Genomic DNA, 24201 nt, shown 5'->3' with positions numbered 1-24201 from the left:
TGACCCTGCGCGACACCGGCAGGACCAGCCGCTGGAGTGTTGGCGGCGTCACGATCGGCTCGAGCCTTGCCGATGTGCAGAAAGCCAATGGCAAGCCGTTCCTGGTCAGCGGCTTCGAATGGGACTATGGCGGCTTCGTCACCGACTGGAAGGGCGGCGCGCTCGGCCGGCCGCTGCAAGGCGGCTGCACCATGACGGTGCGCTTCGACAAGAAGTCCGCTGCGCCGAAGTCGCTGCTGGGGGACGGCGTCAAGGCGGCGTCCGATAACGCCGCGCTGGTGAGATGGGCGCCGGTGGTGACGGAGATCGGGGTGAATTTTCCGGATAAATGAGTTCAATCGAGCTGCGCTCGCAATATCTCGAACCGAATAAACCAATCAGCAAGAATTGGTGCGCGCCGAATTTCTCGAGTCCGATTCGTTCTTCGAGAACGAAGTGGAGTCAGATGCAGAACGAAAGTTGCTTCCCCAGCGTAGCCCCCAAACGAAAAGGCGCCTCCTTTCGGAAGCGCCTTTTGCTTGTCGGATACCGTTCGGGCCGCTTAGCCCGAATAGTACATGTCGAACTCGACCGGGTGCGGGGTCATCTCGAAGCGGGCGACTTCGGTCATCTTCAGCTCGATGTAAGCGTCGATGAAGTCGTCGTCGAACACGCCGCCGGCCTTGAGGAACGCGCGGTCCTTGTCGAGGTTTTCAAGCGCCTCGCGCAAGCTGCCGCACACCGTCGGGATCTGCTTCAGCTCTTCCTTCGGCAAATCGTAGAGGTCCTTGTCCATCGCCGGACCCGGATCGATCTTGTTCTTGATGCCGTCGAGACCGGCCATCAGCATCGCGGCGAAGCCGAGATAGGGATTGGCGAGCGGATCGGGGAAGCGCACCTCGACGCGCTTGGCCTTCGGCGAAGCGGTGTAGGGGATGCGGCACGAGGCCGAGCGGTTGCGCGCCGAATAGGCGAGCAGCACGGGGGCCTCATAGCCCGGGACCAGGCGCTTGTAGGAGTTGGTCGACGGGTTGGTGAAGGCGTTGATCGCCTTGGCGTGCTTGATGATGCCGCCGATGTAGTGGAGGCAGGTCTCCGACAAATCGGCGTATTTGTTGCCGGCGAACACCGGCTTGCCGTCCTTCCAGATCGACTGGTGCACGTGCATGCCCGAGCCGTTGTCGCCATAGACCGGCTTCGGCATGAAGGTGGCGGTCTTGCCGTAGATATGCGCGACCTGGTGGATGCAGTATTTGTAGATCTGCATGTGGTCGGCCATCAGCGTCAGCGTGTCGAACTTCATGCCGAGCTCGTGCTGGGCGGAGGCGACCTCGTGGTGATGCTTCTCGACCTTGACGCCCATCTTGGCCATGGCGCCGAGCATCTCCGAGCGCATGTCCTGCACGGAATCCTGCGGCGGCACCGGGAAGTAGCCGCCCTTGGTGCGAACACGATGGCCGAGATTGCCGCCCTCATATTCGGTGTCGGAGTTGGTCGGCAGCTCCGAGGAGTCGAGACGGAAGCCGGTGTTGTAGGGGTTGGCGGAGAAGCGCACGTCGTCGAACACGAAGAACTCGGCTTCGGGGCCGACATAGACGGTGTCGCCAACGCCCATCGACTTCACCATGGCTTCCGCCTTCTTGGCGATGCCGCGGGGGTCGCGGTTGTAGGGCTCGCCGGTGGTCGGCTCGAGCACGTCGCAGGTGATGACCATCGTGGTCTCGGCGAAGAACGGATCGATCGTCGCGGTCACCGGATCGGGCATCAGGCACATGTCGGACTCGTTGATCGCCTTCCAGCCGGCAATCGAGGAGCCGTCGAACATCGTTCCTTCGGCGAAAATGTCCTCATCGATCATGCTGATGTCGAACGTCACGTGCTGCCACTTGCCGCGCGGATCGGTGAAGCGCAGGTCGACGTATTTGACGTCGTTGTCCTTGATCGATTTCAGGACGTCTTTGGCGGTCTTCATGCATACCCCTTTTGGCTCTGCGGGTCGGTTTCCAGATGAGCAAAATTATTCTCGCTTTGGGCGAGTTTTGCGCGACCGCACAAATGAAATCAGGCCGCCGAAGCAGCCTTATTTCTTGTCAGAGTGTCGCAAAAGGCGGGATAGCACCCGGCTCAAATAGCGTCCAGCCCGGATTCGCCGGTTCGGATGCGGATCGCTTCCTCGATGTTGGAAACGAAGATCTTGCCATCGCCGATGCGCCCGGTTTGCGCGGCGCGGCGGATCGCATCGATGGCGCGCTCGACCAGATCGTCGCCGATCACGATCTCGATCTTCACCTTGGGCAGGAAGTCGACGATGTATTCTGCGCCGCGGTAGAGCTCGGCGTGACCCTTCTGCCGGCCAAAGCCCTTGGCTTCGGTGACGGTGATGCCCTGCAGGCCGACTTCCTGAAGCGCTTCCTTCACCTCGTCGAGCTTGAATGGCTTGATGATGGCTTCGATCTTCTTCACTGCGCGCCTCCCGGCCTTTCGAACAAATAGCAACGTCTTCGTCAGGATGCGCTTTTCTTAACGCACGATCTTGTCTTCGCTATGCCGGGATCCCTGACCAGCCCGCCAACAACGGCCGGCCACACCCTGTGAAATGCCAGTGAGCACGACGAACCGAAGCGGCTTCCTCGAAAGCAGGGTCTATGCCAAGTTGCAAATGCCCTGGATTATTGGAGCGTTATCAGCCTTTTAACGAGCATCTCTGTTAGGTGGCGCCGACCGCCCCAAAATACCGAAGACTACGAAATAGGCAAACGGTCAATGTGTGTGCAGGCATCCGTCATGTGTATGGATCCGGCACGGAAGATGCCTGTCGAAGAGGCGTTTGTACCAGGGAAGTGGCATGGAAGTTCTGACCAACGCTGAAATGCAGCGCGCCGACCAGCTCAGCATCGCGGCAGGCACCCCCGGCTTCAAGCTGATGCTCAGCGCGGGCCAGGCGGTCGCGGAGGCCGCCAATGCGCTGGTGGAGCAGGGGCCGATCCTGATCGTGGCTGGCCCCGGCAACAATGGCGGTGACGGTTTTGTCGCAGCCGCCGAGCTCGCCGCCCAGGGCCGCGAGGTCTCGGTGATCCTGATGTGCGAGCGCGACCAGCTTCAGGGCGATGCGGCCTCGGCCGCGCGGGGCTGGAAGCACCCGGTGCTGCCGTTCAATCCGCAGGCGATCGGCAAGCCTGCGCTGATCATCGATGCGCTGTTCGGCGCGGGCCTCAGCCGTCCCGTCGACGGCGAGGCGCGCGCGATGATCGAGGCGATCAACGCCAATGGCGCGGCTGTGCTCGCCGTCGATCTGCCGAGCGGCATCAACGGCACCAGCGCGGCTGTGCTCGGCGTCGCGGTGAACGCCACCGAGACCGTCACCTTCTTCCGCAAGAAGCCCGCGCACCTGCTGCTGCCCGGGCGGATGCATTGCGGCCACGTGCGTGTCGCCGACATCGGCATCGAGGCGCAGGTGCTCGACGAAATCGGGCCGCGGATTTTCGAGAACGATCCGGACTTCTGGGGCGCGGCCTTTCCGGTGCCGCGGATCGATGGCCATAAATACGCGCGGGGGCACGTGCTGGCGGTGTCCGGCGATGCGGCCGCGACCGGCGCGGCACGGCTCGCCGCGCGCGGGGCGCTGCGGGCGGGGGCGGGCCTGGTGACGCTGGCGAGCCCACGCGAGGCGCTCGCAATCAATGCGGCTGCGCTCACCGCGGTGATGGTTCGCCCCGTCGATACCGCAATCGAGTTCGGCGAACTGCTCGGCGACAAGCGCTACAATACCTGCATCATCGGCCCAGGCGCAGGTATCGGCGATCGTACCTGCGATCTCGTCCACACGGCGCTTAACGCGCAGCGGCATCTGGTGCTGGACGCGGATGCGCTGACGAGCTTTGCGGCCAATCCCGAGCGCCTGTTCGAATCGATCAAGACCTCGCAGGACAATGCGGTGGTGCTGACGCCGCACGAGGGCGAGTTCCCGCGGCTGTTCTCCGACCTCAGCAACAAATATCCGGGACGCTCGAAGATCGAGCGCGTGCGCGCCGCCGCCGAGCGCTCCGGCGCCGTGGTGCTGCTGAAGGGGCCTGACACCACGATCGCCGCGCCCGACGGCCGCGCCACCATCGCCGCCAACGCGCCTCCCTGGCTCGCCACAGCGGGTGCCGGCGACGTACTCGCCGGCATCATCGCAGGTCTGCTGGCGCAAGGCGTGCCGGCGTTCGAAGCCGCCTGCATCGCCGTGTGGATGCATGGCGAAGCCGGGAGCGAGGCTGGGCCCGGCCTGATCGCGGAGGACCTGACCGAGACGCTACCGGCCGTGCATCGGCGGATCTATCATGCGCTCGGGGTGGAGTATTAATGCTCAGGCAGCTCGCGCTCACCGACATGAGCGCGGCGGCGCAGGTTCATCGGATTGCGTTTAACCATGCGCTGCCGTGGCTCTTCGGGCTGCATACGCCGGACGAGGACCGCTGGTTCTACCGCGAACGTGTCTTTCCGACGTGCCGCGTGTGGGGACGCTTCGACGACGACGTACTGAGCGGGATCATCGCTTTCCGCGACGGCTGGGTCGAGCAGCTCTATGTGCTTCCGACAGCCCAAGGCCAGGGCGTCGGCACCGAACTCCTGGACGTCGCCAAGGGCGCCTGCGAGCGGCTGGAGCTCTGGACCTTCCAGCGCAACGCAACGGCGCGGCGCTTCTATGAAGCGCGGGGATTTGCACTGGTTGAACAGTCCGACGGAGCGCGGAACGAGGAGAAAGAGCCCGATGCCCGTTACCTCTGGATGCGCGGGGGCGATTAAGTCACTCCACCGCGTACCAGCGCACCAGCCGCGGCGCGGCCCAGTCGGTGACGACGGATTCGATCAGCCATCGTCCCGGTGAGGCCGCTGCGAACGCGATTCGATGGGTCTGGCCGGGTTCGATCGCGAGCGTGTCGAGCCAATAGGGCTTCCAGCCGTCGTCGAGCTTGTCGAGCAGGCGAAAATGGTGGCCGTGCAGGTGGAACACGGTGGTGACGGGGGCGGGGTTCTTCAGCGCCAGCACGACGGTGCGGCCGGCCTTGGTGCGGAAGGCGGGGGCCGACGACGTTGAGAAATTTGCAGGCCGCGTCCACCCGGTGTCGGGCGCGCCGAGCGCGACATCGAACCGCAGGGCGCCTTTCAGATCGAGCCGGTCGGGAAGGTTGTTCGCGGGGAGCGGCTGTGGCGGCGTCAGCGGCACGCGCCGCTCCGGTTTGCCCGAGACCAGGAGGCTGCCGACCTGGCGCGCCTCCTTGCCGTCATGCAGCAGGAATGGGGCCGATGCGGCCGCATCCACAAAGGCGTCGGCCCGTGCCCCGGGGGCCAGCACCAGGGCCCCGTTGCGCGCCGGGAACGGCTCAGCCGGCTGTCCGTCCAGCGCCACCAGCTGGACCTCGTAATTCTCCAATTTCATCGCGAGAACAGAGCGTTGGGAGCCATTGATAAAGCGCAGCCGCAGCCGCTCGTCGGCCGCAGCTGAGAGTTCGAATGAAGTCCGCCCGTTGATTGTGTAGAGCGCGGTCGTGTCCTTCGGGTCCTGGCCCGGGGGAAGCGCGGTCCCGTCCGGCCGCAGGCGCCATTCCTCGATCAGAAGCACCACGTCACGATCGACGGTGACCCGGTTGGCCTCGGCGGCGATGATCGGCAGCGGGCGGGCGGGCTGCTTCAGGCCGTCCTCGAAGAGACGGAAGTCGGCCAGCAGGGTTCCTGCATTTGATATTGAAATAATTGATGTTTCAGTCGCGTCCGGTGGGGTCGGCGCGCGTCCCCTGAGCGGGTCGGAAGCGGCTGGGCCGTTCAGGCCGTACCAGACTGGCGCAAGCGGCACAGGCAGATCGTTGCGAAACACCACCTCGCAACGGTCGCCACGCTTGAGACGGACGTCCCCAAGGTGGCTGACGGCGGCCAGCTCCCAGACCGGTGTCGCCGGCAGCCCCGGCCTCAGGGCCAGCGTCGCCGGCCTTGCCTGGAGGGCGAGCTGGGCGGTGATGGCCGGGCCTGCGCCGCCGGCGATCAACCCGGCCGCCGAGGCGCCAACCCCCGCCAAAACCTCGCGTCGCGTCGGGGCAAAGATCCGCGTTGTCATGGGCCGATTCATGGCCGATCCGGACCACGCCGCGCTGGATAAGTCCAGCGATCGTGCCTAGGTGAAGCCTGCCTCCATCAGGCCATTTTTTTGCTGCGAACAGGCGGGCCCATGCTATAAGCCCGCCGCCCGCGGCATCGCGGCCGGTCTTGATGCAAATTTACGCGGGCGTGGCGGAACTGGTAGACGCGCTGGATTTAGGTTCCAGTGACGAAAGTTGTGGGGGTTCGAGTCCCTCCGCCCGCACCAAGCGCTTTCAGCGTTTGCACGGATTACGCGACCTGCTTGCGCGCGGATGTTTGTCCGCCTGAAGCCGGTTCGATGAACCACCGGCGTTGAGGCGTTTGCCTTGCGCCGGATCGATTAATGACAGCGTCCCGACGCATGCGCGCCGGGGCCGAACGAGAAGAAGATTGGACGCCATGCAGGTCACAGAAACCCTCTCGGAAGGTTTGAAGCACGAGTTCAAGATCAGCGTTCCCGCGTCTGATCTCGACGCCAAGGCCGGTGCCAAGCTCGTCGACCTCAAGGACAAGGTCAAAATCAACGGCTTCCGTCCCGGCAAGGTGCCGGTCACCCACCTCAAGAAGGTCTATGGCCGCTCGGTGATGGCCGAGACCATCGACCAGACCATCCGCGACACCAACACGCAGCTGTTCTCCGAGCGCGGCTTCCGTCTCGCGACCGAGCCGAAGATCACCATGCCGACCGAGCAGGCCGAGGTCGAGGAGCTGCTCAACGGCAAGACCGATCTGACCTACACGGTTGCGATCGAGGTGGTGCCGTCGATCGCGCTCGCCGACTTCAAGACCTTCGAGGTCGAGAAGCCCGTCGCCGACGTCACCGACGCCGACGTCGACGAGGCGATCAAGCGCATCGCCGATTCGAATCGCGGCTATGCCGCGAAGGGCGAGGGCAGCAAGGCCGAGTCGGGTGATCGCGTCACCGTCGCCTTCAAGGGCACCATCAACGGCGAAGCCTTCGAGGGCGGCACCGGCGAGGGCATCCAGGTCGTGATCGGATCCAACACCTTCATCCCGGGCTTCGAAGAGCAGCTCACCGGCATCGCCGCCGATGAGACCCGCACGCTGAAGGTGGCATTCCCCAAGAACTACATGAACGACAAGCTGGCCGGCCAGCCGGCCGAGTTCGAGACCACCGCGACGCTGATCGAGGCGCCTCAGGATCTCGCGATCGACGACGAGTTCGCCAAGACGCTTGGCCTCGAATCGCTGGACAAGCTGAAGGAAGCCGCGCGCGAACGGCTGATCGCCGAGTTCGCGACCGCGACGCGCCAGCGCGTCAAGCGCGCGCTGCTCGACCGCCTCGACGAGGCGCATCGCTTCGAGGCGCCGCCCTCGCTGGTCGATGAGGAGTTCAATCTGATGTGGAACTCGGTGAAGGCCGAGATGGATTCCGCAGGCAAGACCTTTGCCGACGAGGACACCACTGAAGACGCCGCCAAGGAAGAGTACCGCAAGATCGCCGATCGCCGCGTGCGGCTCGGCCTCGTGCTCTCCGAGATCGGCGAGAAGAACAAGATCAGCGTGACCGACGACGAGGTCGGCCGCGCCGTGATCGAGCGGGCGCGCCAGATGCCCGGCCGCGAGAAGGAGGTCTGGGACTATTATCGCAGCAACGCCCAAGCGTTGGCCCAGCTTCGTGCACCGATCTATGAGGACAAGGTCGTCGACTTCATCCTCGAGCTCGCCAAAGTGACCGAGAAGAAGGTCGCGCGCGATGAGCTCTACAAGGACGACGAGGCGGAAAAGACCCCGGCCTGAGGGACTTGAGAAAGCCTTCCGTTAAGGACGATCAGCGAAGAGGTCGAGCTAGCCAATTGGCCGGCTGGGCCTCTTTGCACGAATCAGCTTCAACTGCCTCGCGGATTAAGCCTTAATTCGCTCCGCACTTGTCAGGCGCGAATTGGGCTATATCTGTCGCTACGCCTTCTGCTTCTTCCAAGTTCTTCTCTCAAGTTCCTGCATCACGGGACGTCCATCGGCCCACCGGCAGATCCAGCCCCAACTGGCAGCCAAGACTGGCGATGTCCGCCTCTATAAACCCTAGGTGACTCATGCGCGATCCGGTTGAAACCTACATGAACCTCGTGCCCATGGTGGTCGAGCAGACCAACCGTGGTGAGCGCGCCTACGATATTTTCTCGCGCCTTCTGAAAGAGCGCATCATCTTCCTGACCGGGCCGGTCGAGGACGGCATGTCGACGCTGATCGTCGCGCAGCTTCTGTTCCTTGAGGCGGAGAATCCGAAAAAGGAAATCTCGATGTACATCAACTCGCCGGGCGGCGTGGTGACGTCGGGCCTCGCAATCTACGACACCATGCAGTTCATCCGCCCGCCGGTCTCGACGCTGTGCACGGGCCAGGCCGCCTCGATGGGCTCGCTGCTGCTCTGCGCCGGCGAAAAGGACATGCGCTTCTCGCTGCCGAACGCGCGCATCATGGTGCATCAGCCCTCCGGCGGCTTCCAGGGCCAGGCCACCGACATCATGCTGCACGCCCAGGAAATCCTGAACCTGAAGAAGCGGCTCAACGAGATCTACGTGAAGCACACGGGCCAGACCTACAAGGCGATCGAGGACGCGCTGGAACGCGACAAGTTCCTGACAGCGAGCGACGCCAAGGAGTTCGGTCTGGTCGACAGGGTCATCGACAAGCGCGCCGAAGAGGCCGGTGCGGCGAAGACCCCGTAGCACTACCGGGCTGTCCCGACGTTCCCTTTTGGGATCGCCGGGGCACCATCAGGGTGGCGTTCACGTTAAAGACACGTGCGCGCATCGCAAAACGCAGTTTTGCGCCCTGCGACAAGCAGAAAGTTCCGCTTTCGTGCTTGTTTTTCGTGGCAATCCAGCAACGCCGGGGTGATTTCGATCACTTCGCCCGTGCCAAGACCTGAAATCACGGTATTGTCACGGGTAGCCGGCGACCCCCGATTAGCGAATTCTTGATAGTCGGGTGACAGCATGGTTGGCTACGATTGATCGGCTATGATCGCGGAGAATCGAGTGACCGTGATTCGCACGGGATGTAACGCGTAGGGTCTTTTTTGGTACGGAATTTGCTCTATTTGAAGGTCTGTACCGGCTGTCGTACCGGAATAGAGCGATCGAGCGGACGGGATCGAACCGCGGACGGAGACATGAATGAGTAAGGTCGGCACGAGCGACTCCAAGAACACGCTATATTGCTCGTTCTGCGGCAAGAGCCAGCACGAAGTCCGTAAACTGATCGCGGGTCCCACGGTCTTCATTTGCGACGAGTGCGTAGAGCTCTGCATGGACATCATCCGCGAGGAGAACAAATCCTCGCTGGTGAAGTCGCGCGACGGCATTCCGACGCCGAAGGAAATCTGCAAGGTCCTGGACGATTACGTGATCGGCCAGAGCCATGCGAAGAAGGTCCTGTCGGTCGCGGTGCACAACCACTACAAGCGCCTCAACCACCAGACCAAGCACAACGACGTCGAGCTTGCGAAGTCGAACATCCTGCTGATCGGTCCGACCGGTTCGGGCAAGACGCTGCTCGCGCAGACGCTCGCCCGCATCCTGGACGTGCCGTTCACGATGGCGGATGCGACGACGCTGACCGAGGCCGGCTATGTCGGCGAGGACGTCGAGAACATCATCCTGAAACTGCTCCAGGCCGCCGACTACAATGTCGAGCGCGCCCAGCGCGGCATCGTCTATATCGACGAAATCGACAAGATCAGCCGCAAGTCCGACAACCCCTCGATTACACGCGACGTGTCGGGTGAGGGCGTGCAGCAGGCGCTGCTCAAGATCATGGAAGGCACGGTGGCTTCGGTCCCGCCGCAGGGCGGCCGCAAGCATCCGCAGCAGGAATTCCTGCAGGTGGACACCACCAACATCCTGTTCATCTGCGGTGGTGCGTTCTCCGGCCTTGAAAAGATCATCTCGGCACGCGGACGTTCGACCTCGATCGGCTTCGCCGCTCAGGTGCTGGCGCCGGAAGACCGCCGCACCGGCGAAATCTTCCGGCACGTCGAGCCCGAGGATCTGCTCAAGTACGGCCTGATCCCGGAATTCGTCGGCCGTCTGCCTGTGGTGGCGACGCTGGAGGATCTCGACGAGGCCTCGCTCAAGAAGATTCTGGTCGAGCCGAAGAACGCGCTGGTGAAGCAGTACCAGCGGCTGTTCGAGATGGAAAACATCGAGCTGACCTTCGCCGACGAGGCGCTTGGCGCGGTTGCCCGCAGGGCGATCGAGCGCAAGACCGGTGCGCGCGGACTGCGTTCGATCCTCGAGGCGATCCTGCTCGAGACCATGTTCGACCTGCCGGGCCTCGAAGGTGTGGAAGAAGTCGTGATTTCCCGCGAAGTCGTGGAAGGAACAGCGCGTCCGCTCTACATCTACGCCGATCGGTCCGATCGCGCCGTCGAGAACGCCAGCGCCTGATTTACGGCGCTGGAACGCTCCAATCGTCTCAACAGTTGAGGGCTGCGGAAAGTATCTCCGCAGCCGGAGTTGCGTCGCTTAGCTGCGTGCGTAAGCGCCTGATGGCGCGTGTGTTTCAATGACTTGACACCCCCCGGGTCGATAGCCACCTAATGTCGGCGGCGAGCGAGAATTCTCTTCAAGATTCGCCTCAGTTCCGATCCGACGAGCCGGTCCAACCAAAAGGGACCGATCGGTTTTGCGGATCACCTCGGCACCTTGTGGCGGTTGCGCATGAGCGGAGCGGACTGCGTGCAAGGGGGCAAAGCAAAAGGAAAAGGCCATGACTAATCCAAAACCCAGGCCAACCATCGTCCATGGCGAAACGCACGCCTATCCCGTGCTGCCGCTGCGCGACATCGTCGTCTTCCCGCACATGATCGTTCCGCTCTTCGTCGGTCGCGAGAAGTCGATCCGCGCGCTCGAAGAGGTGATGAAGAACGACGCGCTGATCATGCTCGCGACGCAGAAGAACGCCTCCGATGATGATCCGGCACCCGATTCCATTTACGAGACCGGTACGCTTGCCAGCGTGCTGCAGCTCTTGAAGCTTCCGGACGGCACCGTGAAGGTGCTGGTCGAAGGGCTCGAGCGTGCGCGCGTGCAGAAATACACCGATCGCGCCGACTATTACGAAGCGACCGCGATCGCGCTCGCCGACACCGATGCGAAGTCGGTCGAGGCCGAGGCGATGGCACGCTCGGTCGTGTCCGACTTCGAGAGCTATGTGAAGCTCAACAAGAAGATCTCGGCCGAGGTCGTCGGCGTCGTGCAGGCGATCACCGATTTCGCCAAGCTCGCCGATACCGTCGCCTCGCATCTCGCCGTCAAGATCGCGGATCGCCAGGGCATCCTGGAGACGCTGTCGGTCACGCAGCGCCTGGAGAAGGTGCTGGGCCTGATGGAGAGCGAGATCTCGGTGCTCCAGGTCGAGAAGCGCATCCGCTCGCGCGTCAAGCGCCAGATGGAGAAGACCCAGCGCGAGTACTATCTCAACGAGCAGATGAAGGCGATTCAGAAGGAGCTCGGCGACGACGACGGTCGCGACGAGCTCGCCGATCTCGAAGAGAAGATCTCCAAGACCAAGCTCTCCAAGGAAGCGCGCGAGAAGGCGCAGCATGAATTGAAGAAGCTGCGCCAGATGTCGCCGATGTCCGCGGAAGCGACCGTCGTACGCAACTATCTGGATTGGCTGCTGTCGATCCCGTGGAACAAGAAGTCCAAGGTCAAGAAGGACCTGGAATCGGCGCAGGCGACCCTGGACGCCGATCACTACGGGCTGGAGAAGGTCAAGGATCGCATCGTCGAGTATCTGGCGGTGCAGTCGCGGGCCAACAAGCTGACCGGACCGATCCTGTGCCTCGTCGGACCTCCCGGCGTCGGCAAGACCTCGCTCGGCAAGTCGATCGCGAAGGCGACGGGGCGCGAATTCGTGCGCGTCTCGCTCGGCGGCGTGCGCGACGAGGCCGAAATCCGCGGTCACCGCCGCACCTATATCGGCTCGATGCCCGGCAAGATCATCCAGTCGATGCGCAAGGCCAAGTCGTCCAATCCGCTGTTCCTGCTGGACGAGATCGACAAGATGGGCGCCGACTTCCGCGGCGATCCGTCCTCGGCACTGCTCGAGGTCCTCGATCCCGAGCAGAACGCGACCTTCAACGACCACTATCTCGAGGTCGACTACGATCTGTCCAACGTGATGTTCATCACCACCGCGAATACGCTCAATATTCCGGGTCCGCTGATGGACCGCATGGAGATCATCCGGATCGCGGGCTACACCGAGAACGAGAAGGTCGAGATCGCGCGCAAGCATCTGATCCCGAACGCGGTGTCCAAGCACGGCCTGGACTCCAAGGAGTTCTCGATCGACGACGACGCGTTGCTGCTTCTGATCCGCCGCTACACCCGCGAAGCGGGCGTGCGTAATCTGGAACGTGAGCTTTCGACACTGTCCCGCAAGGCGGTGAAGGAGCTGATGATCTCCAAGAAGAAGTCGGTCAAGGTCACCGAGAAGACTCTGGAAGAGCTTCTGGGCGTGCCGAAGTACCGCTATGGCGAGATCGAGAGCGAGCCGCAGATCGGTATCGTGACAGGCCTTGCCTGGACCGATGTCGGCGGCGAGCTGTTGACCATCGAAGGCGTCATGATGCCCGGCAAGGGCAAGATGACGGTCACGGGCAATCTGCGTGACGTCATGAAGGAATCGATCTCGGCGGCGGCGTCCTACGTCCGCTCGCGCGCGATTGTCTATGGCATCGAGCCGCCGCTGTTCGACCGCCGCGACATCCACGTGCACGTGCCGGAAGGCGCGACGCCGAAGGACGGCCCGTCCGCAGGCGTAGCAATGGCCACCGCGATCATCTCGGTCATGACCGGCATCCCGGTCCGCCACGATGTCGCGATGACCGGCGAGATCACGCTGCGCGGCCGCGTGCTGCCGATCGGCGGCCTGAAGGAGAAGCTGCTGGCCGCTGCCCGCGGCGGCATCAAGACGGTGCTGATCCCCGAGGACAACGCCAAGGATCTCACGGAGATTTCCGATGCGATCAAGGGCGGCATGGAGATCATCCCGGTCTCGCGCCTCGACGACGTCGTCGCCAAGGCGCTGGTCAAGAAGCCGGTGCCGATCGTCTGGGAAGAGGACACCAAGGTGACCGTGAAACCGGACGGCGACGAAGCCGCCGGCGGCCTGACCGCTCACTGAGATCGCAGCCCGAAAAAAATGATAAAACGGCGCCTTCGGGCGCCGTTTTTGTTTGGGGCAGGGGACGAGGGCGATGCAAATCGACGGGCAATGCCATTGCGGGCAGGTCGCCTTTGAAGCCGAGATCGACGCCGAGACCGTGTCGGTCTGCCACTGTACCGATTGCCAGACGCTCACCGGCTCGCCATTCCGGGTGACCGCGGTCTGCACCGGTGCCGACGTCAAGCTGACCCGCGGTACGCCCAGGGTCTACGGCAAGCGCGGCGACAACGGCCGGATGCGCTTCCAGCACTTTTGCGCCAATTGCGGTTCCCCGCTGTTCACGAGCGGCGAGGGCGACCAGGAGGACGATTGGGGTATCCGCTGGGGCAGCATCCGCCAGCGCGACAAATTGCGGCCCGCCAGGCAGATCTGGTGCCGGTCCGCGGCGGTGTGGATCGACGCGGTGCCGTTGCTGCCGGGGCGCCCGGGCGATTGAGGCTTAAGTCGTCAGGCTGGGCACTTGCCCCTTCGGGGCGCGTAGGGCTAAACAGGCGGCGAGGGCGGTTAGCTCAGCTGGTTAGAGCATCTCGTTTACACCGAGAGGGTCGGGAGTTCGAATCTCTCACCGCCCACCAGCCTTCGCTCGCTTCGCGATCGATGGCTTCGCAGGCCAGCCCAGGGGGGCCGCCGAACGGGAGGCCCGATGCAAGAACCAAGCGGACACGAACAAAACGCCGATCAGATCGCCTATTGGAATGGCCCCAGCGGGCAACGCTGGGCCGATCGTCACGGGGCGCAGGAGAGCCTGCTCGGACCCATTGCCGACGTGCTGATCGACCGCGCCAGGCCGAAGCCAGGCGAGCGCGTGATCGACGTCGGTTGCGGCTCTGGCGCGACGACGGTCGCGTTCGCGAAGGCGGTGGCGCCGAATGGCTTTGCGCTCGGCCTCGACGTCTCCGACCCGATGCTGTCGCAGGCGCGTGCGTTCGCGCCAAAGGGCCTGCCGCTCGATTTCGTGCTGGCGGATGCGACCGTGCATCCGTTCGAGCCGGCGAGTTTCGACCTGCTGGCCTCGCGGTTCGGCGTGATGTTCTTCGCTGACCCGATCGCGTCTTTCACCAACCTTCGTCGTGCCCTGAAGCCGTCCGGGCGGCTCGCCTTTGCCTGCTGGCGCGAGCCGAAGGAAAACCCGTGGATGATGGCGCCGCTGATGGCGGTCTACAAACACGTCCCAAAGATGCCGCCGGTCGGACCGGAGGAGCCGGGCCCGTTCGCCTTCGCTTCGGAAGAGCGCGTGAAACGCATCCTTGGCGGCGCCGGCTTCGTCGATGTCGCGATGGAGCCGCACAATCTCGCAATGGATGTCGCGATCGGCGGCGGGCTCGATGCCGCGGTCGAGGGCTCGCTCCAGATCGGCCCCGCCAGCCGCGCGCTGCAGGGGCATCCGCCGGAGACGTACGCGGCCGCAAAAGCCTCGATCCGCGAGATGCTCACGCCGTTCTTGAAGGGACAGAACGTGGCGCTCCAGGGCGCAATCTGGATCGTGACGGCGAAGGCGGCGTAGGCTAGGCCGCCTTCGATATGAGGACGCGTTCTATCAGCGACAACAAGGCGCCGCCGAGATCGCTTGCGGCGTCGATCTGGTCGAAGACAGGGTACAGCGGCCCGGCTTCGCGACCTATTGCGATCGCCGCCAGCTGGACCTCGCCGGATTTCTGGACCCGTTCGACGACCTCGCGGAGGTGGTTCCAAAGATAGTCCTTGCCATTCGCGTAAAGCGTCGCGTCGTCGACCGGCGCGCCGTCGGACAGCACGAAAAGATGCTTCCGTCTTTGCGGCAGGGCCAGCAAACGCTGCTCGGCCCACAGAACCGCTTCCCCATCAATATTCTCTTTGAGTAGATCGGCGCGGAGCATTTGGCCGAGATCCCATCCGCTTGAATATTTGTCAGTCGCGCTTCGGTAGATGATGTGAAGGATATCGTTTAATCGACCCGGATGTTGCGGTCTGAAGCGCCACTTCCATCGCCTGCGAGAGCGTCCACCACGCCATTGCGTGGTCGTGAATCCCAGCACTTCGTAAGCTATTCCGAGCGACCGCAGAAACTCCTCGACCACCTCAATCGTAGCTGCCGCGTATAGTATGTTTTGGCCCCGCATGGAGCCTGAGTGGTCGACGAGGATGGATACGACCGTATCTGCCCGTTCGGCCTCTCCGAGAGCTGATCTAATACGGGCTGCGGCTTCGGAGCCCGTGATCTGGATGTTCGTTTTCCAGGGTATCAGGCGCATCTGAAGAACCCGTCTGGCCTCATCAAGTGCCGCTTGGTCACCACGGGAAAGCGAGCCCAGGACTGAGCCGATGTCGCTCGCACGAACTTCCTTATCGAACTTCGTCGTGTAGACGCGATATTCCAGCGGCATGGGCTTCTTGAGACGACTGATTACGGGTGGGGGTCAGTCTTTCATTTTGAGTAGCGCAAGCGCAACCGGCATGGGCGCTTGCAACTGCCTCACACCACATCATCCGGCGCCAGCGCGCAGCCATTGTCGGGATGCGTCTCAACCTGAATCGTGCTGTGGCCGATGCGGAAGGAGGTCTTCAGCAGCTGCGCGGTCTCCATCAGGAATGCGTCGGCGGTGCCGGCGGGCATGACGAGATGGCAAGTCAGCGCGGTCTCGGTGGTCGAGATCGGCCAGACGTGGAGATCGTGGATCGCGGACACGCCCGGCCGCGCCAGCAGGAACGCCCTGATCGCGGCGAGGTCGGTGCCCTTGGGCGCTGCCGCCATCGACATGTCGATGGAGCCGCGGAGCAGGCTGGTCGTGCTCCAGAGGATGGTGATGCAGATGACGAGGCTGGTGACGGGATCAAGCCAGAGCCAGCCGGTCCAGATGATCAGCGCCGCCGAAACCACGACGCCGAGCGAGACCGCGGCGTCCGCCGCCATGTGCAGGTAGGCGCCTTCGATGTTGATGTCGTCCTTGCGGCCGCGCGCGAACAGCATGGCCGTAAAACCGTTGATGAGGATGCCGATGCCGGCGACCACCATCACGGTGACGCCTGCGACCAGCTCCGGCTCGCGCATCCGCAAAATCGCTTCCCAGCCGATCGCACCGGTTGCGACCAGCAGGAACACGGCGTTCGCCAGCGCCGCCAGGATGGTGGAGGCGCGAAAGCCATAAGTGAAGCGTCCGCTCGGTGCGCGCCTTGCCGCGATCGACGCGCCCCAGGCCACCACGAGGCCGAGCACGTCGGAAAGGTTATGGCCGGCATCGGCGAGGAGGGCGGTGGAGTTGCCGATATAGCCATAGATCGCCTCGGCCACGACCAGCGCGGTGTTGAGCGTAATGCCGATCGCGAACGCCTTGCCGAAACTGGCGGGGGCATGGACATGCGCGTGGCCGTGACCATGATCATGCGAATGGCCGGCATGATCATGGTGGTGATGACCGTGATGGTCGTGGCTGCCCAATTCTAGCGCTCCCCGGAAGCTGCCAAATCAGGTGCCATTGTAGGCGTTTCGGCAGCCCCGTCACGGCGGAACAGCACGTAGAGCGCCGGCAGGACCAGGAGCGTCAGCGCGGTCGAGGAGATGATGCCGCCGATGACCACGGTCGCAAGCGGCCGCTGCACCTCGGCACCGGCCCCGGTGGCAAGAGCCATCGGCACGAAGCCGAGGGACGCCACCAACGCCGTCATCAGCACCGGACGCAGGCGCGTCAGTGCGCCCTCGCGCACCGCGTCGGCAACGGGGTGCCCTTCGCTGCGCAGCCGCTCGATGAAGGCGATGATCACGAGTCCGTTGAGCACGGCCACGCCCGACAGCGCGATGAAGCCGACGCCGGCGCTGATGGATAAGGGAATGCCGCGCAGCAGCAGCGCCACGACGCCGCCGGTCAGCGCCAGCGGCACGCCGGAGAACACGAGAGCCGCATCCGCCGCCGATCCCATGCCCATGAACAGCAGCAAGAACACCAGCAGCAGCGCCACCGGCACCACGAGCGTCAGCCGCTTGGTGGCGGAGACCAATTGCTCGAACTGTCCGCCCCAGCCGATCCAGTAGCCTGGCGGCAGCTTGACCTTCTCCGCGACGGCCGCCTCGGCCTCAGTGACGAAGGAGCCGAGATCGCGCGCCCGGACATTGGCGGTGACGACGATGCGCCGCTTGCCGTTTTCGCGGCTGATCTGGTTGGGGCCGGGCGTCGCATCGACGGTTGCTACCGACGATAGTGGCACATAGCGCATCTGGGCGAGGGGCGCGGCGGGCAAGGCCGTCCGGATCGGCGCGCCGATTGCGGCTTCCTCACCCGGCGGCAGCGGGATCGGGATCGCCCGGATCGCCTCGAGATTGCCGCGCAGATGCTCCGGCAGCCGTACGACGATGTCGAAGCGGCGGTCGCCCTCGAACAGTTTTCCCGCCGACTTGCCGCCCACCGCGATCTCGACGATGCCCTGCACCTCGCTGATGCTGAGCCCATAGCGGGCGAGCGCCTGGCGGTCGAGGCGGACGGTGAGGATCGGCAGGCCCGAGACCTGCTCGATCTTGACATCGCTGGCGCCGCGGATGCCGCGGACCGCGGCCTCCACCTGTTTTGCCGCGCCTTGCAGGATGTCGAGGTCATCGCCGAAGATCTTGACGCCGACGTCGCTGCGTACGCCCGAGATCAGCTCGTTGACACGGAACTGGATCGGCTGGGAGATTTCATAGGCGCTGCCGGGGATGTCGTCGGCGGCACGGTCGATGGCCTCGATCACGTCCGACTTGGGCTTGCCCGGGTCGGGCCATTCGGCGCGCGGCTTCAGCATGATGTAGCCGTCGGTCTGTGCCGGCGACATCGGGTCGGTCGCGATCTCCGCGGTGCCGATGCGGGTGAAGAACTCCTTCACCTCTGGAATCTGCCTGATGCGTTTTTCCAGCGCCTTCTGAAGGTCCAGCGACTGGGTCAGGCTGGTGCCGGGGATTCTGATCGAGGCCAGCGCGACGTCGCCTTCGTCGAGACTCGGAATGAACTCGCCCCCCATGCGCGCGGCGGCAACGCAGCTTGCGACCACGATGATGGCAGCCATGGTTGCGACCGCGACCCGGTTGTCGATGGCAAAGCGGAGCAGGGGGAGATAGGCGCGCTTCGCTCCCCGCATGAACAGGTTTTCGTGTTCGGACACCTTGCCGGTGACGAAGATGGCAACCGCCGCCGGCACGAAGGTGACGGAGAACAGCACCGCGGCGCCCAGCGCCATCAGCACGGTCAGCGCCATCGGCGTGAACATCTTGCCTTCGACGCCGGTGAGCGTCAGCACCGGCAGATAGACCACGGCGATAATCAGCGTTCCGAACAGGCTCGGCTTGATGACCTCGCGCGACCCGCGCCGGATCGCGCGCAGCCGTTCAGAGATCGTGAGCAGCCCGCCTTTCTCGCGCTGGGCCTCGGCCAGCATGCGCAGGCAATTCTCGACGATGATCACGGCACCGTCGACGATGATGCCGAAATCGATCGCGCCCAGGCTCATCAAATTCGCACTGACCTTGGTCTCGACCATGCCGGTGATCGTCATGGCCATGGACAGCGGAATGACGCAGGCCACCACGAGTGCGGCGCGGATGTTACCGAGGATCAGGAACAGCACGGCCACGACCAGGGCCGCGCCCTCCAGCAAATTGTTCTCGACCGTGCGGATGGTGGCCTCGACCAGATGGGTGCGGTCGTAGACGGTCCGCGTCACGACGCCGTCGGGCAGCGATTTGGCGATGTCTTCGAGCCGGGCCGCGACACGGCGCGCCACCGTGCGGCTGTTCTCACCGATCAGCAGCATGGCGGTGCCGAGCACGGTCTCCTCGCCATCGCGCGTCGCGGCTCCCGTGCGCAAATCGCGACCTTCGGTGACGGTGGCGACATCCCTGATCCTGACGGGATTGCCGCCGCGCGAGCCGATGACGACGTCCTGGATTTCGCTGAGATTGCCGACCTGGCCCGGGGAGCGAACCAGATATTGCTCGCCGTTGCGCTCGATATAGCCGGCGCCGACATTGGCGTTGTTGGCGGCGAGCGCCGTCATGACGTCGCGAAAGCCGAGACGGTAGGCCATCAGCTTGCCGGGATCGGGGAGCACGTGGAATTGCCGCTCGAAGCCGCCGATGGTGTTGACCTCGACCACCCCCGGCACATTGCGAAGCTGCGGCTTGATGATCCAGTCCTGCACGGTGCGCAGATCGGTCAGCGAGTAGTCGTGGCCGGCTTGCGTCTTCGCGCCCGCCTTGGCCTCGACGGTGTACATGAAGATCTCGCCGAGCCCGGTCGAGACCGGGCCCATCGCGACCTCGACGCCGGCCGGGAGCTGGTCCTTCACCTGCTGGATCCGTTCGCCGACGAGCTGGCGGGCAAAATAGATGTCGGTGTCGTCCTTGAAAACGACCGTCACCTGGCTCAGGCCGTAGCGCGACAGCGAGCGTGTGTAGTCGAGTTTCGGCAGGCCGCCCATGGCGGTCTCGACCGGGAAGGTGATGCGCTGCTCGGTCTCCAGCGGCGAATAGCCGGGCGCGCGGGTGTTGATCTGGACCTGGACGTTGGTGATGTCGGGTACGGCGTCGATCGGCAGGCGCTGGAAATTCCAGGCCCCGAGAGCGACGGCGCCGAGCGCGAACAGCAGGACCAGCCAGCGCTGCTGCAGCGAGACCGCGATGAGACGTTCAATCATGCTCGGCCTCGCCCTTGCCCATCTCCGCCTTCACGACGAAGCTGTTCTCCGCGACGTAATGCTCGCCGGCCGCAAGACCGGCCTTGATCTCGACATGGCGCGGATCGGAATCGCCTGTTTCAACCGGGCGCGCCTCGATCTTGTCGCCGTCCTCGCGGACGAAGACGATGGTCCGGTTCTCCAGCGTCTGGATCGCGCTTCGGCGCACCGCCACCGCGACGTTGCGTGCAGCCAGGATCAGCCGTGCCGTGACGAACAGGCCGGGACGCAGGCGCCCGTCTGGATTTGGCAGTACCACGCGCGCAAGCGCGGTCTGGGTCTCGCTCGAGCCGATCGGGGCCATGTAGGAGATCGTGCCCTTGATCTCGCCACGGCCGTCGTCGGGATCGATCAGCACCTCGTCGTTGAGGCGGACGCGCCGCAGATCCTGCCGATAGATCGACAGATCGACCCAGATGGTGGAGAGGTCGGCGACGACGAAGGCCGGTTTCTGCTCGGAAGCATATTCGCCGAGCGAGATCTGCCGCTCGATGATGGTGCCGGCGATCGGCGCCTTCAGCTCGTAGACGGTGAGGCTCTGGTTGCTTTCGATCGCGGCGAGCAGATCATCCTTGGCGACCTTGTCGCCGATGCGCTTCTGGATCGATTTGGCAACGCCGGGAAAGCGCGGCGTCACCTGCACCACGGCTTCCTGGTTGGCGCGCAGGATGCCGTTGAAGGCGAGCGTGTCGGTCAGTGTCGCGCTCGCGGCCTCCGCCAACGTCACGCCGGCCGCCGCAAGCTTGACGTCGGAAATGCGGATCCGGTCGGCGCCGTGCTCGTCCTGCGCGACATGGTCGTTCGGCTTCTCCGGCTTCTTCTCCGCGGCGTGTTCGGCATGCTCGACCCTGGCCGGGCCGAGCAGGGAATAGCCGGAGGCGCCGAGTGCGGCGGCAACGATTGCGACGAGAATGGTGGAGGACGTCTTCATCGGGCGCTCTCCCGCGCCAACGTGAAGGGATTGCCGACGAGACCCTCGATGGTCGCAACACCCGCATGGAAGTTCTGGAGCGCCTCCTGCTCGCGCAGCCGTGCCTGGGTGACGCTTGCCTGGGCGTCGAGCACTTCGAGCAGGGAGAAGCGGCCCTGGCCGTAGCCTTGCGCGATGGCGTCCGAGGCTTCGGTGGCTTTGGGAATGGCGCTCTCGCGCAGCACCGCGAGTTCGCGCAGCGAGCCCTGGAGCGAGTCATAGGCGCGGCCGGCGACCACGATCAGCGTGTTGCGGTTGGCCTCACGCTCGGCCCTGGTTTTGGCGAGGCTTTCCTGCGCCGAGAGGATATTGCCCTGGTTCTGGTCGAACACGGGGATCGGCACCGAGACGGTGAGGCGCGCCGCGTCGTCATTGGTCTCGTTGAAATGGCGCCACCCTGCGGCGATCCGCACGTCGGGATAGGGCCTCAGCCGCGCCATCAGCAGCTCGGCGTTGCGCTGCGCGTAAACCGCGGTCCAGCGCACCAGCTGCGGATTGGCATCGATCGCAGCGACCACCGACTGGAACGTCGGCGGCTTGCCCATGGTGTCGAGCCGGCCGGAGACCTCGCCGAATTTCGCCGCGGGGCCCCCCATCAGCACCGCAAGCTCGCGCCGGGCGCTGGCCAGCGTCGCCTTGAAGCGCTCGCGGTCGGCCTTCACCAGTGCGGATGCTACTTCCGCACGGCCGGTCTCGGCCGGCGAGGAGGCGCCGGCCTCGACGCGGCGGCGCAAAAGCGGCGTCAGCCGGTCGATCGCGGTAATCTGCTCGTCGAGGATCTGGATGCGCCGCTGCGCGCCGAGCACGCTGAGGAAGGCGATCGCGGTCTCCGACAGCACCTCCAGCCTGACGGCCTTGCGCTGGATCGCGGCGACCTCGATGCCGGCGGCGCCCGCTGCAATCCGCGCGTCGCGCTTGCCGAACAGTTCGAAGGCCTGGCTGATCTGCAGCGTGGTCTCGGCCGATCGCGTGCCGCGATAGATGCCGGACCCGAACGAATTGTCCTGTTCGTAGGACAGTTCTGGATTGAGCAGCGCACCGGCCTGGATGCGCTGGCCCGTGGCGATGCCGACGTCGCGCTCCGCCGCAGTGAGCCGCGGGCTCGCGGCCAGCGCGCGCGACAGCGCGCTCCGCATCGTCAAGGTCTGGGCGTGAGACGGCGCAAGCGCCAATCCGGCAATCAGATACGCTGCCGCGCACGCCAGGCGCGCGGCCATTCCCCTGCAAAACATGAAACTGACCTGTGAAGGATGAACCCAATGGGCGCAGAGCGCGCCCGACCAACCCGTTCAGGCAATATGTTTTGGAGGCGGGGAGTCGGTATCGGGGACAATGCCGGCGAGCCCGGCCGCGCGTTGCGGGCGCGAGGGGGAGACGAGCGCGATCGATACGGCCGGCTGCGTCGGCTGCGCCACCGTCGTCACCGAGAAGCAGCCATGGCAATGATGTCCGCCGATGGCCTTGTGGTCGCTATGGCCTGCGGAGCCATCCAAAACCGCAGCGGTCTCCGAGCCGCCGCCCGGCGTGGTGACGTCGATATCGTGCGCGCCGTGCAGCGCTCCCGCGAGCAGATAGATAACCGCGATCAGCACAGACAGCAGCCCGCGCCAGTGGCGCGTGCGGCAAGATCCTGAGGGTTGGCGGTTCGCGGGCACGACGTCACTCTGATTGCGGTCTGCGTCCGGCCTAGCATGGAGGCGGGAATAGTGTCGACCCGCAACATTGTGACTGGAACAATTGCCGCACCAATGACTGCGACGCGAGCGCTTCTCATTGGCGCGTGATCAGGCCCAGTTGAGCGTCGACAGCCGCTTCGCGTGCCGCCTCTGGGACATCGCCGGTGTTGCCGGCTTCGACCGTGACGACGGCGCAGCGGCCGGCTTCCATCGCCCGCTCCAGCCATTTGATCGATTCATCGATCCATTTGTCGTGCTGCTCAGGATCGGCGATCGCCTTTTCCCGAAATGCATCTGCCTGATGAAGGCACGCCGTTCTGCGATCCACGCGGCTCTCCCCGATGCGAAGGTTCCGCCCCAGGCGCATCGTTGGTGATCGGAGAGCCGGCGTCGTTAACATAGGGCAAAAAACACAAAAGAAAGGCCCCAGCTCCGGGGCTGACCGGCTGGGGCCTTTGTGCTCACAATTTCTATCCTTGGGACTCGATCAGACAATCCGCGTCCCGCCGGTTTGTTCCGACCGAAATCTCCATTAGGAACATTTGTTATCTGCCCTCATTAGCGACCCGGAGCATTTGAGGAGGACGGACTATGAACGGACTGATCTATCTCGTCGGCTTGATCGTGGTGATCATGGCGATCCTGTCGCTATTCGGCCTGCGCTGAGAGAGCAACAATGACGATTGAAGCTCTCGTACAGGAAGACGTCATTGCAGGCGGCGTGCCTGCGACCGAGGACCGCTGGGTCCTCCAATGGAGTTCTATCGTCGCAGGCGCATTTGCTGCCGCGGCGTTGTCGTTCATCTTGATAAGCTTTGGCGTCGCCATTGGGCTTGGCGTCAGTTCGACCTCGCCCACATGGCGCGATGCGTCAGCCGCGCTGGCTTTGCTTTCAGGATTGTATTTGATCCTTCAGGCCGTCGCGAGTTTCGGCTTCGGCGGCTATATTGCCGGTCGCATCAGGCGTCCGGGGGTCTCGCTTTCGGCCGTGGACGACGATGGCGAGCGGCGGGATGGGCTCCATGGACTGATGTCATGGGCGCTGGCCGTGCTGATAGGCGGCGCTGTCCTTGCGCTGCTCGGCGCGGCTGCGATGGATCGCTCCCCAGCGCGGACTTCGGCTGGCAGCACCACTGCGGCCGAGCCGCTCTTGAGCTATGAGCTGGACAAGCTTTTCCGCGCGCCGAAGCGTGCTCCCGCCGACATGAGGGAAACGCGCGCGGAAGCCGGGCGCATCCTCATGACGTCGTCGAGCCATAGCGGCGTCAGCAGCGACGATCGAACCTATCTCGTGCAGCAGGTCGCGGCGCTGACGGGATTGGCGGCGCCGGATTCCGAGCGCCGGGTCGACGCGGTGATCGCGGACTCCCGCACGGCGATCAACCGGGCGCGACGTAGCTCGATCATCCTCGCCTTTTCAATTGCAGCTGCGACGTTGATTGGAGCGGTGGTGGCCTGGGCTGCCGCTGTTGCGGGCGGCCAGCACCGCGACGGCGCGCCTCTGCCGCACTGGATGGCAAGTTCGGAACGTTTCCATCGCAGCCCGCGCGTAAGGCCGATGCCGTAAGCTCGCCGAAGCGTGAA

Annotated in this window: 19 protein-coding genes, 2 tRNA genes and 1 pseudogene; 12 read left to right on the top strand and 10 right to left on the bottom strand. The window is 64.3% G+C overall.

Going from position 1 to position 24201, the window contains the following annotated elements; genetic code table 11:
* Window positions 1-332, top strand: a pseudogene (locus tag IVB31_RS10670) (hypothetical protein); the annotation flags it as partial.
* Between the two features lie 209 nt (window positions 333-541).
* Here IVB31_RS10670 and glnA read toward each other — a convergent pair.
* Window positions 542-1951, bottom strand: a complete 1410-nt coding sequence (gene glnA / locus IVB31_RS10665; RefSeq protein ID WP_247321595.1) for a type I glutamate--ammonia ligase — start codon at window positions 1949-1951, stop codon at window positions 542-544.
* A gap of 152 nt (window positions 1952-2103) precedes the next feature.
* Window positions 2104-2442, bottom strand: a complete 339-nt coding sequence (locus IVB31_RS10660; RefSeq protein WP_007603495.1) for a P-II family nitrogen regulator — start codon at window positions 2440-2442, stop codon at window positions 2104-2106.
* 382 nt (window positions 2443-2824) lie between these two features.
* Between IVB31_RS10660 and IVB31_RS10655 the strand changes: the two genes are divergently transcribed.
* Window positions 2825-4324, top strand: a complete 1500-nt coding sequence (locus IVB31_RS10655; RefSeq protein WP_247321593.1) for an NAD(P)H-hydrate dehydratase — start codon at window positions 2825-2827, stop codon at window positions 4322-4324.
* Entirely contained in the window at window positions 4324-4767 is a 444-nt protein-coding gene (locus IVB31_RS10650) for a GNAT family N-acetyltransferase (RefSeq protein WP_247321591.1), read from the top strand. The genes IVB31_RS10655 and IVB31_RS10650 overlap by 1 nt, the downstream gene beginning before the upstream one ends.
* Before the next feature lies 1 nt (window position 4768).
* Here the strand turns inward: IVB31_RS10650 and IVB31_RS10645 are convergent, their stop codons facing one another.
* Window positions 4769-6073, bottom strand: a complete 1305-nt coding sequence (locus IVB31_RS10645) for a multicopper oxidase domain-containing protein (RefSeq protein WP_247321589.1) — start codon at window positions 6071-6073, stop codon at window positions 4769-4771.
* A gap of 164 nt (window positions 6074-6237) precedes the next feature.
* Between IVB31_RS10645 and IVB31_RS10640 the strand changes: the two genes are divergently transcribed.
* From IVB31_RS10640 to IVB31_RS10605, 8 genes are all read left to right on the top strand, one after another.
* Window positions 6238-6322 (top strand) — tRNA-Leu (locus IVB31_RS10640).
* Between the two features lie 173 nt (window positions 6323-6495).
* Window positions 6496-7857 carry a trigger factor gene (gene tig, locus IVB31_RS10635; protein WP_247321587.1) on the top strand — a complete coding sequence of 454 codons (1362 nt, stop codon included), beginning with the start codon at window positions 6496-6498 and terminating at the stop codon, window positions 7855-7857.
* Window positions 7858-8150: 293 nt separating this feature from the next.
* On the top strand, window positions 8151-8786 hold the full coding sequence (locus tag IVB31_RS10630; protein ID WP_247321585.1) for an ATP-dependent Clp protease proteolytic subunit: 636 nt from the start codon (window positions 8151-8153) through the stop codon (window positions 8784-8786).
* Window positions 8787-9236: 450 nt separating this feature from the next.
* Entirely contained in the window at window positions 9237-10508 is a 1272-nt protein-coding gene (gene clpX, locus IVB31_RS10625) for an ATP-dependent Clp protease ATP-binding subunit ClpX (RefSeq protein WP_045014137.1), read from the top strand.
* Window positions 10509-10830: 322 nt separating this feature from the next.
* Window positions 10831-13254, top strand: a complete 2424-nt coding sequence (gene lon / locus IVB31_RS10620; RefSeq protein ID WP_247321582.1) for an endopeptidase La — start codon at window positions 10831-10833, stop codon at window positions 13252-13254.
* 73 nt (window positions 13255-13327) lie between these two features.
* The gene (locus tag IVB31_RS10615) at window positions 13328-13732 is read left to right on the top strand and encodes a GFA family protein (protein WP_247321580.1); all 405 of its coding nucleotides are present in this window, start codon (window positions 13328-13330) and stop codon (window positions 13730-13732) included.
* A 62-nt stretch (window positions 13733-13794) separates the two neighbouring features.
* Window positions 13795-13871 (top strand) — tRNA-Val (locus IVB31_RS10610).
* A gap of 68 nt (window positions 13872-13939) precedes the next feature.
* Entirely contained in the window at window positions 13940-14800 is an 861-nt protein-coding gene (locus IVB31_RS10605) for a methyltransferase domain-containing protein (RefSeq protein WP_247321577.1), read from the top strand.
* Window position 14801: 1 nt separating this feature from the next.
* On the opposite strand, the gene IVB31_RS10600 is transcribed toward IVB31_RS10605, so the two are convergent.
* The 7 genes from IVB31_RS10600 to IVB31_RS10570 all read right to left on the bottom strand — a co-directional run bounded on the left by IVB31_RS10600 (window position 14802) and on the right by IVB31_RS10570 (window position 22984).
* Window positions 14802-15659 (bottom strand): cobalamin biosynthesis protein CobT, encoded by an 858-nt coding sequence (locus tag IVB31_RS10600; RefSeq protein WP_247321575.1) that lies wholly within the window; start codon window positions 15657-15659, stop codon window positions 14802-14804.
* 89 nt (window positions 15660-15748) lie between these two features.
* Window positions 15749-16711: a cation diffusion facilitator family transporter gene (locus tag IVB31_RS10595; RefSeq protein ID WP_247321574.1), complete on the bottom strand. Its 963-nt coding sequence runs from the start codon at window positions 16709-16711 to the stop codon at window positions 15749-15751.
* Between the two features lie 2 nt (window positions 16712-16713).
* Window positions 16714-19932: a CusA/CzcA family heavy metal efflux RND transporter gene (locus IVB31_RS10590; protein ID WP_247321572.1), complete on the bottom strand. Its 3219-nt coding sequence runs from the start codon at window positions 19930-19932 to the stop codon at window positions 16714-16716.
* Window positions 19925-20902 carry a divalent metal ion exporter adaptor subunit IhpB gene (ihpB, locus tag IVB31_RS10585; protein ID WP_247321570.1) on the bottom strand — a complete coding sequence of 326 codons (978 nt, stop codon included), beginning with the start codon at window positions 20900-20902 and terminating at the stop codon, window positions 19925-19927. Before ihpB ends, IVB31_RS10590 begins: the two co-directional genes overlap by 8 nt.
* Window positions 20899-22173, bottom strand: coding sequence for a divalent metal ion exporter subunit IhpA (gene ihpA / locus IVB31_RS10580; protein WP_247321565.1), 1275 nt, complete (start codon window positions 22171-22173; stop codon window positions 20899-20901). The genes ihpB and ihpA overlap by 4 nt, the downstream gene beginning before the upstream one ends.
* A 57-nt stretch (window positions 22174-22230) precedes the next feature.
* Window positions 22231-22596: a hypothetical protein gene (locus tag IVB31_RS10575; RefSeq protein ID WP_247321564.1), complete on the bottom strand. Its 366-nt coding sequence runs from the start codon at window positions 22594-22596 to the stop codon at window positions 22231-22233.
* 115 nt (window positions 22597-22711) lie between these two features.
* Window positions 22712-22984 carry a hypothetical protein gene (locus tag IVB31_RS10570; RefSeq protein WP_247321555.1) on the bottom strand — a complete coding sequence of 91 codons (273 nt, stop codon included), beginning with the start codon at window positions 22982-22984 and terminating at the stop codon, window positions 22712-22714.
* A gap of 309 nt (window positions 22985-23293) precedes the next feature.
* On the opposite strand from IVB31_RS10570, the gene IVB31_RS10565 reads away from it, so the two are divergent.
* On the top strand, window positions 23294-24184 hold the full coding sequence (locus IVB31_RS10565) for a hypothetical protein (RefSeq protein WP_247321553.1): 891 nt from the start codon (window positions 23294-23296) through the stop codon (window positions 24182-24184).
* The last annotated feature ends 17 nt before the right edge of the window (window positions 24185-24201 follow it).

The organism is Bradyrhizobium sp. 21, assembly GCF_023073335.1.
Classification (GTDB): Bacteria; Pseudomonadota; Alphaproteobacteria; order Rhizobiales; family Xanthobacteraceae; genus Bradyrhizobium.
The sequence above is the reverse complement of the archived record's forward strand: the minus strand, read 5'-3'. Positions and strand labels throughout refer to the sequence as shown.